Source organism: Variovorax sp. GW821-FHT10B04 (assembly GCF_059415645.1).
This window is the reverse complement of sequence record NZ_JBWKNQ010000006.1, coordinates 231,932-246,938: the sequence shown is the minus strand read 5'-3', so window position 1 is coordinate 246,938 and position 15,007 is coordinate 231,932. Positions and strand designations below refer to the sequence as shown.

Genomic DNA, 15,007 nt, shown 5'->3' with positions numbered 1-15,007 from the left:
TTCGGGCGATTCCGCGTCACATTTCCCTCTCTATCGAGGCAAAAGATATTGCGATTTCGTCGTACGGATTGAGTCACAGTGACCACGCGCACGGTGTTCTTCGTCGACGCAATCGGCTGTTTCCCATCCCTCTCAGCTAGTTTTTGACTTTGAAGCTACTGAAGCGCTGACAGACGGCCCGAGCAACAACGAAAAAACTTCACGTTAAATTTTCTCAGCCCCGATGGTCGCAAGCACGTAGCAAATTTTCTCTTGAATATGAAACTCAATTTCATAAGCGGCGGGACTCATGGGATCTCCCAGCACCAATACAACTGCACCTGTCGTCCCGGCCGTTACGATCAGAACCCCTCGCTCTTCAATTACATCCGCAATCACTGATTCTTGTAAGTGAATCACATCGTTCTCATGGTGAATCTTCATTTCCTCGTCGGAGTGCTTGTCACCAAGCGTACCGGTCCTGTGCTGTCTTTCGTCAATAAAGACGGCTTATCAATCGGTTTGCCATTTGCGCCGGTTGCGAGTATGACTTGCTCAAAGGTCTGACCGCATCGCGTGGTTTTCGTCGCAATGGCTGTGGTTCGTTGAAGATGATTTGTGATTCCAATTGCTGTCAGTTGCCCCTTTCAAATCCGAGCTCCTGCTCAAACCAAGTTGCCTCCGTTTGATTCCGTGGATGTGCGGGGTCGAGAAGATACCCTTCCATTTCTTCCCCAGCATCCGAATTATTCGCCGCCGCTTGTCGCTGTCGCGCGTTCTCCGCTTCGGCCTTCAAGCGCGCGGCCACGACCATCGCCTGAACCTCGGTAGCCGCCTTGATCGTCGCAGCGAAGCACCACAACGATCTCGGCTTCCTTCGTGGTCGAGATGTCGGGGGGGTTGCCTCCGTTCGTCGCCATAACCCACGCGCACGACGTTGTTCGCCGACGCCATCTGGCCGTTCACCGTGTTGATCTGCGCGCTCTCGACGGTGAGATTGCGATCGGCGAGCATCGATGTCGTTGTTGTTGTTGTCGTCGACGACGACGACGACGATGGTGGCACCTTGCAAGATGGCGTCGCGTCCGTTGACCGTTTGCAGGTTGTGCCGGCCGAGATGGTGGTGCCGATGGCCTTGGTGGTGGTCAGGGCAGCATCGCCCATTGCGGCATTGCTGCTGATGAGCTTGGCGCCCAGCGCGATATCGAGGGCTTTGCCAATGCCGCTAGCGCTGGCGCTGCGCTGTGCGTGTCCTGCTTGAAGCGGCCCTGAGCGGCGGCTTCATTGGCCGTGCTGGGCGTGATGCCACTCTCGGCCGAGAGGCCGATCGCACCGTCGGCACGCAGTTGCACGGCCTTCATGCCGATGTCATTGCCGGCACCATCGTCAGTGCCTTTGATCTTAATTGGAAACGATCAGCCACGATATCTGTCGAATTCCCACAAAGCAAACTTATTTATCTCTTCAGCCAAATCTCTCCACGTCGCGCCTTCAATTTCAGAAAGAAAATCTTGAAGAAAAAACATCAACGCCTCGTATGAATATCTCTTTACCAGCAGGAAAGGGCGATTTGCCCATGAAATCGGCGCATCGATGGATAGATCGCTAGGCAAATCAGAATGAATCATGAGCCAATCGATTGAGCAGATCTCTATTTGAAAGGTATCTGCCCCGCAACTATCCGCCGGCCCAATTTCAAGCTCGACCGGGATGTGAAATGACGCTCCGGCAGGCGAGAAATTTTGAAGATCAACATTACTGGAGATCATCGATCTTAGAATTGCGTTCATTGGGGGATCGTAATATTGAGGTGCCCGTTGCTTGTCCATGTCGTCTCAGTAGAGATTCGACCTTGAAAATTGGCTTGTACACCAGTGGTTGCGAAATCACTATTGGGCTTTGCTGCCGGAGGTCGGTACTGACGCAGACCATCAGCACTAATTATTGTTTTTCCATCGCTGGCAACCCTATATCCAGGACCGACCCACGCCTCGCCAAGAATCTGAGATTGTGCTGCTGTGGCGTCCCCAAGACTGAAATTCCCGCTGCTGAGCGCGCGACTGCTAGATGCCTCTCTCAGCAAACCCATTTGCGTAATCGCCCATTGGGTGTCGGCAATGCTATTCGCCAGTACGCGATACGCAGCCACTCCAGCGGGCAGCGCCGCAGCTACTCCATTGAGTAGTCGCTCGATAGTAGTCAGTTCGTTACCGCTGAGACTCTCCCCGGTAATTGCTTGGTAGAGCGCGATGGGCGTGCCGTACACAGGAAGGAGGGCCGCAATGTTTTCTCCGAGAAACATCGCTTGCTCCGTAGTCAACGCTGTGTGCTTTTGGCTTTCGAGCAACTGCGTTGCTGCCTCCACCTTCTGCATCTGCGCATCAATGCGCGCAAAGTCCGCCCTCGTGCAGTCGGGCTCGCACGCGGCAATCAAGCGCGCGTTCTCTTTGGCGACGAGTGTCTTGACGCTCGCAAATGGCGAGTGACTCACATAGTTGTTCGCCGCCGCATTGGCCCCGGCCTGACTCGCCAGATTGATCTCCTCCGCACTGGCGCCCGTCGCCGCCGCTGCAATCGCAGCCACCATCGCTGCAAACTGCGTCGTGTCGGCCTTCTTGCCGTAGGCTTCCGCGGCCATCTCCCCGACCGCTGCACCGATTGCACCTGCACCACAGCCACCCGAGGTGTCCGTGCGTGCTGCGCCCGCCGCGCAGCCTGCAATCGCGTGGGCCACCTTGTTCGTGAAGTCGTCGAGCACGGCTTGATTGCCAACGCTCATGTCGCCGATGGCGAAAGCGCCTTGCGCTGCAGCCGTGTCGATGAAGGCCGTCTTAATGCTGTTGCTGAGGCTGTCCGCCAGGCTGCCGCCATTGATCGCTGTGTCGATCACCGCGCGCGCCACCCCGGCCTGCAGGTTCTGCCCCAGCTGCGCCATGAACTCCTGGGCACCCGTGCCCGTCGTAGGCAACCCCGTGGGGTTCAGGTTCATTCCACTGAGCACACCTCCCGTGACGATGGCGGTCAGCAGGCTGTGCACGCTCGCACTGCTGCCCAGGTCATTGAGCGCATCACCAATGTCGCCGCGGTTGTTGATGAGGGCTACTGCGGCCTGACCTGCGAGGGCGGACAGCCCTGCGCTCACCGCGCCAGCCGCCACCATGCCCGCCGTGCCGCCGCCGACCGCGCCACCTGCCAGTCCGCCCGCACCCGAGGCCGCGCCCCAGGTGAAGTACGACACCACCAGCGTCACGACTGCCGCCGCCGCAGGTGTCAGCCCCTGCTGGCTGTAGTTCCAGCTCTGGTGCGCTTCCTCGACTTTCACCCAGTCGACCTTGCCCGCAAGGCTCGGGTCGTTCGCCATCTGGTTGATCCAGGCCATGCCTGGTTGTTCGGCCAGCGAGGCGATGCTGTCCTTGGCGCCGAGTCCCACCTGGACGCTTTTGACCGGTGTCACCAGCGTACCGACGTTGAACTGGTTGTAGTTCGTCGTCTGATCGCTCGTGCCTTCGCCCTTGTTCTTCATCCAGGCCACGTCGCCGCCCTGGCTTGTCTGGCTGGTGTCGGTCTGTGTCGTCTGCGCTCCCAGGATCAGTTGGTCCGCGCTCAGCGTCAGCGTGCCGGGGGAGTTGACGGTGGTTCCCGTCAGGGAGAGACGGCCACCGTTGCCGTCTGCGCCTGTCGCCGTGATGCTGACGTTCGCGCCGGTCAGGGTGGTGCGCACCAGACTCGTCGCCTGCTGCTCACCCGTGTCCGTGTTCTTCGCGTCGATGCCCTTGCCCGGGTCATGCCAGAGCGACGCACCAATGTCCGTGCCGCGCGTGTAGTGCTCGCTGCTGGAGGACGTGTAATCGGTGGCGCCCGCGATCGACACCACACCGCCCTTGATCGTGATGTCCTGGGCCGCGTCCACGTTCACGCCCCGCAGGATGGCCGCACCGTCGCCCTGCAGCAGCACGCCGCCACGGGCGCTGGTGATGCTGCTTGCGACTGCCGTGTTGCTCGACGACGTGGCTGAGTCCCGGCTACCCGCACCGATGGGCAACGGCAATCCCGCCGCGCTGCCCGCAAAGCCGCTCCTCTTCTCCGAAGCGCTCTGGCTCTCGCTTCGGGCATCTCTGGCTTCGGTGATGCTCAGGATGTTGTCCGCATGCACCAGCACGCCGTCCGTGCCACTGATGGCGGCGCCTTCCATGGCGATATCGTTGTTCGCAGTGATCGACACCATGCCGCCGCTCAGGCGACTGCCCTGGCTGGTGGTCGCTTCAAGCGTGTGGGTGGCGGTGTTCGTGCTCGTCGTCAACGAGCCATGGATGACCGTCTTGTGCGCCTCGTCCAAGCTCTGCGTGCTCTGGCCGGGGTCGATGCGCACGTCATGGTCGGCATGCACCGATAGCAGGCCGGTACCTGCGTCGACGCTGGCTTGGCGGATGTTGATGTCATTGCCAGCGCTCAACACGGTCGTGCCATCGGTGACGATGCGGCTGCCGATCTCTGCACTCTCACCGGTGCGGCGGTGGTTGTCTGCGTCCCATGTCGTGTCCTGGCTGCTGGCGGTCTTGACGGTGCCCAGATTGATGTCGTTGCCCGCCTTCACCACGCTCACGCCACCTGCCCCCGTGTTCGCAAGGATGGCACCGACCACATTGACGTCGTTGCCCGCCGACACGAGCAACGTACCACCGGGATTGGTCACGTAGACACCAGCGATCCGGTCCAGGTTCGTGCGGCTGCCTTGCGCGCCGACCTGGGTCTGCGTGGTCGATGCGATGTGGATGTCGTGCCCGGCCGTCAATACAGCCGAGTTCTGCGCCTCGATCGTCCCGCCGAGGTCGTTCAGGTCGTTGCGCGCAGTCAGCCCGACGCTGCCGCCCGTGATCCGTCCACCCAGGTTCTGGATGTTGTCGGCGGTGATGGCGACCATCGTGCGGCCCGCGATGGTGCCGCTGTTCACCATGTCGCCTTCGCCCACCGCGTTCTGGACGACCAACGCATCGGCCGACAGCAACGCGCCCGAGCCGTCGATGTCACCCGGCTTCACCCGCACGTACACCTGCGGCACCAGCACCTTCTGCGTGCTGCCATCAGCCAGCATGACCGTCTGCTCGACCAGCCACACGATGTCGCTGGTGAGCTGCGCCATCTGCGCGGCGCTCAGGGCGATGCCCGGCGTGAGCTGGTATTGCTGGGCGAAGGTCACGCCCGCATTCATCAGCGCCACGTACTGCGCTTCGTCGCTCTGATAGCCGTCCAGGTAGCGGTAGCCGGTGAGCTGTGCCACCTGTTCGCGGATGAGCCGTTGCTCGTAGAACCCGTCGCCCAGGCGCTTCTGGACCGTGGCCGGGTCGCTGCCCAGCGCGGTGAGCAGGTAGTCGCTGGAGAGCCAGTTGCGGTAATTGGTGAAGGCCGGATCGGTTTCGATCAGGTAGTGGCTCGTCGTGCCGGGCACCGTGCTGAACAGGCTCGCCTTGGGAACCGTGGTGTCCACGGTGGCGGTGCGAACGACGAGGCCCGAGCCGGCCGACCCCGGTGCGCCCGGTCCGCTACCAACAGTCGAAGGCACTTCCAGGATCGCACCTGCACGGCTGTTGCCGGTCACGCTTCCTGCCGCCCCGGCGCTGCCGACGACGCTCACGGGTGTTGCGGCACCGGGCGCACCCAAGGTCGTTGCCTGGGCACCCTGCTCGTAGCGCATCGCCGACAGCGGGTAGGTGGTCACCCGATCGGCCGGCGTGTAAGCCGTCGTGTCGGCGAACCATTCGGTGCCTCCGTCGAGACCACCGTGGTGCGTCCAGTATCTGTAGACCGCCGTGCCGCTTCGGCTCTCGACCTGAGTGCCCTGTGTCTGGATGTTCTGCGGCGCCTGGTCGGCAGTGATGGTGCCGCCTGCGACGACCTGGCTGTCGCGGTTCACCAGCAGGCCGTGGATGTCGATGTTGCCGCCCGCGACGATGCGACCTGGGTCGCTGCCCGTGACCACGTCGCGCGTGGTGGTCATCGTGTAGTCGTAGTCGGTCCACGCACGGGCGATCTGCTGCAGACGGTTGTCCTCGTTGACGCTGTCGTTGTAAGCGGTGATGGCGGAATCGAGTGCGGCCAGTGCGGTGGTGTAGCTGTCTTCGTAAGCGGTGACTGCGGCGGCATAAGCCTGCTGCTCGGCGGCGGTGCAGATGCGCACCGAGCAGCCTGGCGAAGGATCTGCCTGGATCGGCGCCGCGATACCGAATTGCGCGAAGCGCGCGGAGTCGCGCAGCTCCTGTGTCGTGACGACTCCGCAGTTCATCGCCTCGCCGGCACCGTCGCAGACGGTCGTCTGGACGATGGCCTGCGCCACCGTCGATCGCTGCCCGTACAGCTCGGGATGAACCTTGAGGTAGATCCACTTGCTGTCCGGCGAGACGAAGTCCGTTGCGGGCTGCGGTGTGGTCCAGCCCTCGGGCAGGAGTTCGGTGACGCGCACGCTGGACACGGGTTCGCGTGTGACGCTCAGGTGAGCGTCGGTGTTGCCGACGGTGCGCGCCGCCAGGCGCATGTTGCCGAGCGATTCGATCGAAGCGCTGCTGTTGTCGATGGCGCTCGCCTGTCCGGTCGCCTGTCGGTTGGCATCGAGTGCGCCGCCGATGAACATGTCACCGGCACTGAAGATCAGCGCATGTTCGCGGTTGGTGATCGTGTCGGCGCCGATGTCGAGCCTGTCGCGCGCGGCGATGGTGCCGGCCGAGCTGCCGTCGCCGTCATTGAGGATGCGGCTGGCTGCGATGGACAGCTGGTCGCCATAGATGCGTCCGGTCGGCGCGTTGACCAGCGCGCCCGCATCGATGCGGGTGTCGCGACCGTCGATCAGCCCGCGGTTGGTCAGTGTGCCGCTGGCACCGACGATGGTGATGTCGCCGCGCATCTCGCCGCCGGTGGCGTTCTCCACGTCGCTGCCTGATACGGTCAGCACGTTGCCGGCCAGCAGCTTGCCGTTGTTGGTCAGGGTGCCGGTGGTGGCATAGGTCAGGTCGCTGGCTGCGCTGACGACAGCGTTGTTCACCAGGTTCTGCGTGAGCGAGAGCCACAGGTCCTGGCCCGATGTCAGCGTGCCGTCGCCGCTGAAGGTGGCGGCGTCCAGCTGCAGGCGCCTGTCGGCCGTGAGCGTGCCGCCGGTGTTCGCCACGGACAGTGACTTCGACTGCGAACTGGCCCGATCCGGGTCGAGGATGGCCAGCGTGTCGCGTGCCGACATCAGGCCGTTGACGTTGTTGACGGCGCCTGCGCTGGTGATGGTCACATTCGCATCGGCGCGCACGGCACCGTTGCCGTTGTCGATGGTCGCCGCGGCGATGACGACGTTCTGGCCTTCGATGCCCTGGTCGATGCCGAGCGTGGACGTGTTGACCACGCCGCCGGCGCGCACGCCCGTGGTGCCGCCGGAGCGGATCAGCGCGCCGTCGTTCTGCACGGTTGCGCTGCCAGCGTCCACCGTGAGGTCATGCGCGGCCAGGGTCTGGCCCCCACGGTTGTCATAGCTCGCGTCGTTCGTGTTGATCGCCACGTCGGCCCGGCCCAGGATCACCCCGCCGGCTGCATTGGTGACATTGCCGGTACTGGCAGTGAGCTTGCCGGCCGCGCCGATGAAGCCAGCAGTGTTGTCGACCGTGCCCGTGTTCAGGCTCAGCGTGCCGCTGCTCGCAATGCCGCCTTCGCCGTTCGCGTAGCCGGTGGAATTCGTGTTGATCAGCGTCCCGCCGTGCGTATCGATCGCCATCGTGCCGCCCGATTGCACCAGGCCGTGGTCGTTGTCGAGCCCGCCGGTCTGCAACGCGACGGTCGTGGTGGCAGCCAGAGTGCCACCGGTGTTGACGAGCGAGCTACCGTTCGTGTCGATGGCGAGGGTGTCGCCCGTGATTTGGCCCAGTGTGTTATCCAAAGTCGCTGCGGCAACGGTCGTATCGCGTTGGGCCGCGAGGGTGCCGCCGACGTTGCTGGCTGCGCCGGAGACCCTTGCGTCGAGATTGCCGACGGTGGTGACAGAACCCGCGTCATTGGACAGATCGCCAGCGTGGACTGTGGCATCGCCATTGCTCGCGATGACACCACCGCTGTTGTCCAGAGTTCCGTCGACTGTGATCGAGCTCGCCCCCGTGCCCGTCTGCACGATCCGACCACCATTCCTGTTCCGGACGTTGAACGCATGCAGATCCAACTGACCGGCGCTCAGCAGCCCGTGTTCGTTGACCAGCGACTGGTTGGCCGTTGCGTTCGCTTCCAAGGTCAAGGCACCGGGCGTGGTCACCATGGCCTGGCTCGTCGTCACATTCCCGGTGGTGGCGGCGAGTGCGATGTTTGCGCCGCTTGTCTGGCTGCTGGTGAGATCGATGCTGCCGCTTTGCAGCGAGACAGCGCCTGCAGCGATATTGCGGCCTTTGGCCTGGAGCACACCGGTCGTCGCGATGCGCAGGTCGCCCGATGGTGCGAGGCTGCCGTCGGCGCGGATGCCTGCGCCGAGCACGCTGGCGGTGCCCGCGTTCAGGTTCCTTGCAGTGATGCTCAGATCGCCGCCAGCCGTGAGGCTGCCTTGGTGGGTGAAGGCGTTGGTGACGTCGAGCGTGGCGTCGCCGCCTGCGCGCAGGACGCCTGCGCTGGCGTTGTTCAGGTTGTCGGCGTGGAGGTGGAGTGCCTGGTCTGCGATCAACTGGCCAGCGCTGTTGTTCAGGTCGCCGGTGGTCGTGATGTCGATCTGTCCGGCGTGCAGGTTGCCACCGGTGTTGTCGAGCGTGCCGACGTTGGCTGTGAAGGTGTTCGCGACGTTCAGCGTGCCGTTCGCGTTGCTGAAGGTTGCCCCGGTGACCGCGAGACTGGCAACGCTCAAGCTGCCGCCGGCGTTGTTCACGGCCGGTGTCTGCAGGGTGATGGGACCGCCGGCGTAGATCCTGCCGCTGTCGTTGAGGATGCTGCCTGCGGCTGCGAGCGAGCCTGGGGAGACTGCGACTGCGGCGGGCACGGTCTGTGATGTGCCGGCGCTTCCTGTGGCGGTGCCGGTGTCTGCAGGTGTGCTGGGCGTGGTGCCCGTTGCGCCGCCAGTGCCGCTCGTTCCATCTGCGCCTGAACCGCTCGCACCGCCTGCGCCACCTGTACCTGACGAAGCCGAAGCAGCCACAGGCTCCACCCCGATGACACCACCCGTATTGCTGAGCCTCGGCGCCGCAATCGTCAGCCCCGCCGCGCTGGTCTGGCGGATCGTCCCGCCTCGGTTGTCGAGGTCGCCTGTGGCGCTCGCCAGTTCGACGCGTTGCCCTTCCAGCGCCCCGCCGACATCGCCGATGTGATTGGCCAGATCACCTTGCGTCGCGATCTGCAGGCTGCCTGCGCTGCGCACCGTGCCGCTGTTGAGGAACCCCGCCGCATGGATTGCCCCCTCCGAGGCCAGCTGGATCAGCCCCGAGTTCTCCAGGATGCCGTCGACGCTCAGCGTCAACTTGCCAGCCTCGCCCGTGATGAGCACAGGCCCCGAAGAAGTCTGGATCACGCCCGCGTTGCGCATGCCCAGCCCGGCTTCGGTGCCGATCAGGAAGATGTGGTTGGCGTACATGCCGCCGACGGCTGCGACGTCCAGGGCGAACCGGGGGACAGGACCGCTGCCAGCGCCCGCAGCGGTGGCGGGCGTCACCTGCGTCGCATCGGCCGAGACATCGTTCACCCCGGTCACGAGCTTGAGGTCCCTGGCCCAGACGCCCGCATTGATCTGCGTGGCCCGCGCGAGGATCGCCGCGTAGTCGGTGCTGCGGGCGTCCAGGCCCATGCCGTCGACCGAGACGGTTCCGCCGCGCACGGCATAACTCTCCAGGCTTCCCGAGGCGCCGAACTGCGGTGTGCCCGTCGTCAGCGTCACGGCGGAGGCGTTGATGAAGGTCGAGCCGTTGACCGAGATGCCCGACGGGTTGGCCAGCACGAACTCGGCGCGCTGGCCGGCGATCTCGACCGGGCCGTTCAAATAGCTGGGATTGCTGCTGTTGACCTCGTTGAGGATCACGCGTGCCGGCCCGGTGGCGAGCCACGGGTTGCCGGTCACGAGCCCGCCGATCTGGGACTGCACGTTCGTGCGGCTGTTGTTGAGGACCACGCCCTGCGCGCCCACGTCGAACTGGCGGTAGGTGTTGCGCGAGACGCCTGCGGGCGACGGGGTCTGGATGTTGATGACCGGCACGCCGTTGGGGGCCATCAATACCGTGGGCCGTTGGCGGCCCGGGGCGTTCGCATCGGCTGCGATCTGTGCTGCTGCCGCCACGGCCGTCAGCGAGGCGATGAAGACGAGGAATGCGGACGCCGCGCCGCGTGCCGAGGTGCTTCCATTCGCACCTGTCTTGCCCGTACCGCGCGCTGTCTCCTGTACCGCCATGCGAAGACCCCGCGCTGCATTGAAGACGACGCTGTAGAAACTCTTGTTCATTGTTCTTCCCCTCTTGATTGCTCAGTCAGGACTGGGCAGGTCCTGCGCCATGCGGTGTGCCATCTCGTGCATTGCCGCTTGCCAGCTTTCGGCCACTTCATCGGCCCTGGAAATCAACGCATCGAAGTTGGGATATCGGTACTTCGCATTGCTCGGGATGCTCCAGTCTTTGTCATTGCTGCCGGCATCGGCTCCGTAGCGGTAGTACAGACTCAATGAATCGTCCGGCCGGCCCACACGCGGGATGAAGGTGGCATCCACATTGACTCGAGGGAGGTAATCGGTCGACGTGCGTGGCGAGTCCATGCTGACGTCCCGAAAGTAGACGTGCAATACCGCCTCATCCGTCTGCAACTTGGCATAGTCGATGTCGTCCGGATCGGTCTGGCTTCGATCGAAGTCCTCATACACATGGACGGTGAAGCCCCGCGTCCGCAGTTCATCGAGCAGCATCTTCGTGAAGTGCGCACCCATTTCTGACCTCGGCGTATCCATGCGTCGAGAGAACTCGGCACTCTTACCTCGATTGGAAATCGACGATGCAATCAGCACGGGTACGAGCGGTAATGGCACGAGCCGGTTCTCCGTGTAAATGCTCTGCGGCGACGCGACCGGAATCAATGCAATGCTTTTGAAGGGCACGGGTGGCCTCACTGAGCGCGAACCACACCCGCACACAAGGAGGGCAACGGCCGAGAGGAGAAAGACGGCGATGAAATGCCGCGCTGGCTGGCTGATTGGGAAGTGCATGAAGAGGTCTCCTTGAAAAGGACGGTGGGATGGCCGGGCGACGCGAACGCCGCCCGTTTCATCGATCAGCTGCAGCGGAACTTCGCCACGCCGATGTAGTGCGCGCCATTGGCAAGCACGGCAACGAAGCTGGTTGCCACCAGGTAGGACCCCGCACCCCCATCACCGATCTGGACATACGCACCGGCACCATTGCTGAAATACGCGCCGGTGATCGTTGCGCTGCTCGGCTCCGAAACCGACCCGTTCAACGAAGCGGAACCGCTGCTGCCCGATGCCGTGACGTTGATGGCACCGGTGACAGTCGCACCGCCCGTACCGAAACTCAGGCTGGCCGAGCCGGTGGCACTGCCGACGACAGTCGCACTGCCGGCACCGCTCGCATAGGTGGGCGCCGTGAAGACGCCCGCGTCGCATGCAAAAGTGCCCGACGTCGGGAATGCGGTCGGCAGATTGATCGTGAGATAGTGGTACACGTCGTTGCCTGTACCGCTCAGCGTCGAGGCGCCAGAACGCGTGGTGACAGTTCCGGCAGTCCAACGGCCCATCGCGTAAGACGCATCACCGCTGATCTCTTTCACCGCAATGTCGCCGCTCAGCACATTGGTCCCCAAGGTCGTCATGGCACCGCTGGCGTCCTGGACGCTCGTGTCCAGGACGCCGACGCTTTGGCGGCTGACGCCGACCAGTTGATATCGCGCGGTCGTGCCGCGGCTGAACGGTGCGGACACCGACCCCGTGTTCGGGCTCGTGATGGGAGTGGTCTGCGTGCTCGGTACATCGGTACCGGCATCGGTCGTGACCGACGTGCCTCCGGAATCCCCGCCACCGCCGCCACATGCTTGCAGCAACGCGAGAGAAAGAACGGAGAGAGCGAGAGAAATTGTCTTGTTCATTGGATGAAAAATCTAAAAAAATGAATAACGGAATCGTGTGGAAGATGGACTGGGTGGTGGTGGCGCTCCTTGTCAAAAGCTGTAGTTCAGGCTCACGCCTGCCGTCGTGCGTGATGTCCTGTAACCCTGTGGCTTGCTGATCGGTGCGCCGATGAACAGGTCGTAGTTCAGTCCCTGGATGGCGCCACGGATGCCCACGGCACCGCCCGCGAGGTGTCGTCCGAGCAGGTAAGCTGCCGACGGCCCGCCTACCGCGCCGTAGTCGATGCCGACATACAGTTCGGCCCCGCTCTGCCCCAGCGCCAGCCCGAGGTCGTTGCGCACGAGCCAGCCGCGCTCGCCCATCAGACTGGTCTCGCCGTCGAAGCCGCGCACCGTGTAGCGGCCGCCGATGGCGAATCGATCCTGCGGCGTCAGCGGCGTCCGGTTCCACTGCGCGCGCCACAGCGCCGTGTAGCGCAGCTTCTGTTGGGCCAACGCAAAGGGCACATTGAGATTCGCCTCCGCGGTGTAGAGCTTCAGCCGCGAGGTGCCTTCGCCGAAGGCTTCTTCGGGTGCCGGCAATGCACCGAACGCACCGGTGCCGCGCCGGTAGGCCAGCGTGCCGTCCAGCGTGGACTCGCCGATGAACTCCCGGTGGTTGACGCTGGCCTCGAGCCCGGCCACGACCCGCCGCTGCACCTCGATCTCGGTGTCGTCGATGTCGTTGCTGGACGCACGCCGGAACCCTCTCAATGCGACAGTCGTCTTGCGGCTCCGGTCGCGATAGACCAGCCGCGACAAGCGCACTTCGGCATTGCGCGTCTCGCCCGCGTAGACATAGTCCTGGCTGAACCCCGCGACCGACTGGTGGTAACCGCTCTGGCTGGCTGTGGCACCGAGCAACCAGTAGCCATACGGAATCGAATAATGAAGCGTTCGGCCATCGGTGCCCTGGCCGGTGTGGTTGAAGGCGTCGTGGTTCAGGCTCAGGTAGGCGAGGTCATTGAGTCCGAGCGGTCCGTCCCACGCCACGGTGGCGCCCGCCTGCACTTTTCCGGTGGCGTCCGTGCCGCTGTCGTCGATGCTCAGGCTGACACGCAGTGGCCGCCTGGCCGTGTAATTGACGACGAGGTCGCTGTCGCCGGGCCGCAGGTCGGCGGCCTTCGGTGGCTCGACCTGGACATCGGCCTCGACGGAGGGCAGGCGCTTGAGGTTCTCCATGCCCTGCTCGATGTCCCGCAGGTCGAGAAGATCGCCTGGATGCGCGGGCATCGCGTTGCCCAGGCTGGTCGATGCGTTGCTGTCTTCGGTGAAGCGGATCGCCGTGATGCGGCCGATCACCAAGGTCAGCGTGAGCGTTCCGGCGCCCAGCGTCTGTCGACCTGCCAGCACGCGGGTGGTCGTGAAGCCGCGTTCGACGATGGCACGCTGCACGCGCGCAAGCACGACGTTGATACCTGCAGCGCCGAGACAGCGGCCTCGCCACGGATCGTCCGCCGGCTCGTCGGCCGCCGCCAATGCCCACATGAAATCGTCGGCACCGGTGCCATCGAGCGCCAGGTGATCGACGTGCAGGCACGGGCTTTCGGAGGCAGGAATCGTGGCGTCGTTGGTCGCCGCCCGCGGCGGCAAGCGAACATCGACCGTGCGCTCCTGCTGCTCGCGCAATGCGCGTTCGCGTTCCTGCTGGCGCTGTTCTTCGATGAACGGTCGAAGAGACGAAGCGCTCTGCGCCTGGGCGATCTGGCCGCAGAGCATCAGCACGGCCGAAAGCATCGGCCCGATGGCAGCGCGCGCGCACGTTGGCGCACCGCGGTGCACGGGCACCGCATGATTTGTTCTCAAGATTCCCCCCTGATTGGCTCGACGCCCCGCGTCGGCAGCGGCGGAGTCTGCCGGGGGGCGTCGCGCTCAGGGGAACAACGTGATGAACAGCCGAATCAGGGGTTCGGACTTGCAGAATTGGCGGCCGAGATCGGCGCGCCGCAGTCCTTACTCGGGCAGCAGACCGATCTCGGCAGCCACCTGGCCGAGGCGCTTGTGTTCGGCCAGCAGATAGGTTTCGAACTCCTTCGGCGACGTGCCCGGCGCGGCGATCGGGCCCACGATCGCCATCTTCTGGGCGATGGCCGGGTCGGCCAGCATCTTGTTGATCTCTGCATTCAACCGGGCGACCACGGCGGGCGGCGTGCCGCTGGGCGCGACCATCGCCATCCATCCCGTCATGTCGACGCCCGGCAGGAACTCTGCGACCGTCGGCACCTGTTCCCAGCCGACGATGCGCTGGGCGGAAGTCACGGCCAGCATGCGCAGTCGACCCTGGCGCACCAGCTGCGAGGTCGACGCCACGTCGGCCACGATGGCACTCGAATGCGCGCCGATCACATCCTGCAGCGCCACGCCCACCGAGCTGTACGCGACCAGGTTGGCCTGCGCCTTGCCCCGTGCGTTGATGAGCCGCGCGATCATGCCGCCGAAGGTCCGCGGACCTTCATTGGCCAGCGACAGCTGGCCCGGGTCCTTCGCGCTGCGTGCGAGCAGATCGGGGAAGGACTGGATCGGCGAGTCGTGGTTGACCAGCACCGCGAACGGGCTGTTGGCCACGAAGGCCACCGGCGTGAAATCCTTCAACGGGTCATAGCTCAGCGTCTTGAAGAGATAGCTGTTGGTGACGAGTGCCGCGGTGGTCGCGAAGTACAGCGTGTAGCCATCGGCCGGCGCGCGCGCCACGGCCTGCGCGCCGATCACGTTCTGCCCGCCGGGCTTGTTGTCGATGACGAAGGGCTGGCCGACCGCGCGCGCCAGGCCATCGCCGAGCAGGCGCGCCACGTTGTCCGGCCCCGAGCCCGCGGGCTGCGACAGCACGACCTTCACCGGCCTGTCGGGCCACTTGTCCTGCGCGGCCGAAAAGCCGGTGCGCCCGAGCGCCGCCAGCGCCACGCTCAATTGAAATGTTCTTCTGTCCATGTCT

General features: G+C 64.2%; 8 protein-coding genes. 1 reads left to right on the top strand and 7 read right to left on the bottom strand.

Annotated features, from left to right (window positions below):
* Positions 1–204 precede the first annotated feature (204 nt).
* Entirely contained in the window at positions 205–423 is a 219-nt protein-coding gene (locus tag AC07PZ_RS17330) for a hypothetical protein (protein ID WP_495296356.1), read from the bottom strand.
* Positions 424–916: 493 nt separating this feature from the next.
* Here AC07PZ_RS17330 and AC07PZ_RS17325 point away from each other — a divergent pair, with 493 nt between their 5' ends.
* Positions 917–1,240 (top strand): hypothetical protein, encoded by a 324-nt coding sequence (locus tag AC07PZ_RS17325; protein ID WP_495296355.1) that lies wholly within the window; start codon positions 917–919, stop codon positions 1,238–1,240.
* Between the two features lie 154 nt (positions 1,241–1,394).
* On the opposite strand, the gene AC07PZ_RS17320 is transcribed toward AC07PZ_RS17325, so the two are convergent.
* From AC07PZ_RS17320 to AC07PZ_RS17295, 6 genes are all read right to left on the bottom strand, one after another.
* Positions 1,395–1,808, bottom strand: coding sequence for an Imm8 family immunity protein (locus tag AC07PZ_RS17320; RefSeq protein ID WP_495296354.1), 414 nt, complete (start codon positions 1,806–1,808; stop codon positions 1,395–1,397).
* The gene (locus tag AC07PZ_RS17315; protein ID WP_495296353.1) at positions 1,766–10,408 is read right to left on the bottom strand and encodes a two-partner secretion domain-containing protein; all 8,643 of its coding nucleotides are present in this window, start codon (positions 10,406–10,408) and stop codon (positions 1,766–1,768) included. The genes AC07PZ_RS17320 and AC07PZ_RS17315 overlap by 43 nt, the downstream gene beginning before the upstream one ends.
* Before the next feature lie 21 nt (positions 10,409–10,429).
* Positions 10,430–11,158, bottom strand: a complete 729-nt coding sequence (locus AC07PZ_RS17310) for a hypothetical protein (protein WP_495296352.1) — start codon at positions 11,156–11,158, stop codon at positions 10,430–10,432.
* A 65-nt stretch (positions 11,159–11,223) separates the two neighbouring features.
* A complete protein-coding gene (locus tag AC07PZ_RS17305) occupies positions 11,224–12,054 on the bottom strand; it encodes a hypothetical protein (RefSeq protein WP_495296351.1) in 831 nt (276 codons plus the stop codon).
* A gap of 72 nt (positions 12,055–12,126) precedes the next feature.
* Entirely contained in the window at positions 12,127–13,812 is a 1,686-nt protein-coding gene (locus AC07PZ_RS17300; protein ID WP_495296350.1) for a ShlB/FhaC/HecB family hemolysin secretion/activation protein, read from the bottom strand.
* A 216-nt stretch (positions 13,813–14,028) separates the two neighbouring features.
* The gene (locus AC07PZ_RS17295; protein ID WP_495296349.1) at positions 14,029–15,003 is read right to left on the bottom strand and encodes a Bug family tripartite tricarboxylate transporter substrate binding protein; all 975 of its coding nucleotides are present in this window, start codon (positions 15,001–15,003) and stop codon (positions 14,029–14,031) included.
* Positions 15,004–15,007: the final 4 nt, after the last annotated feature.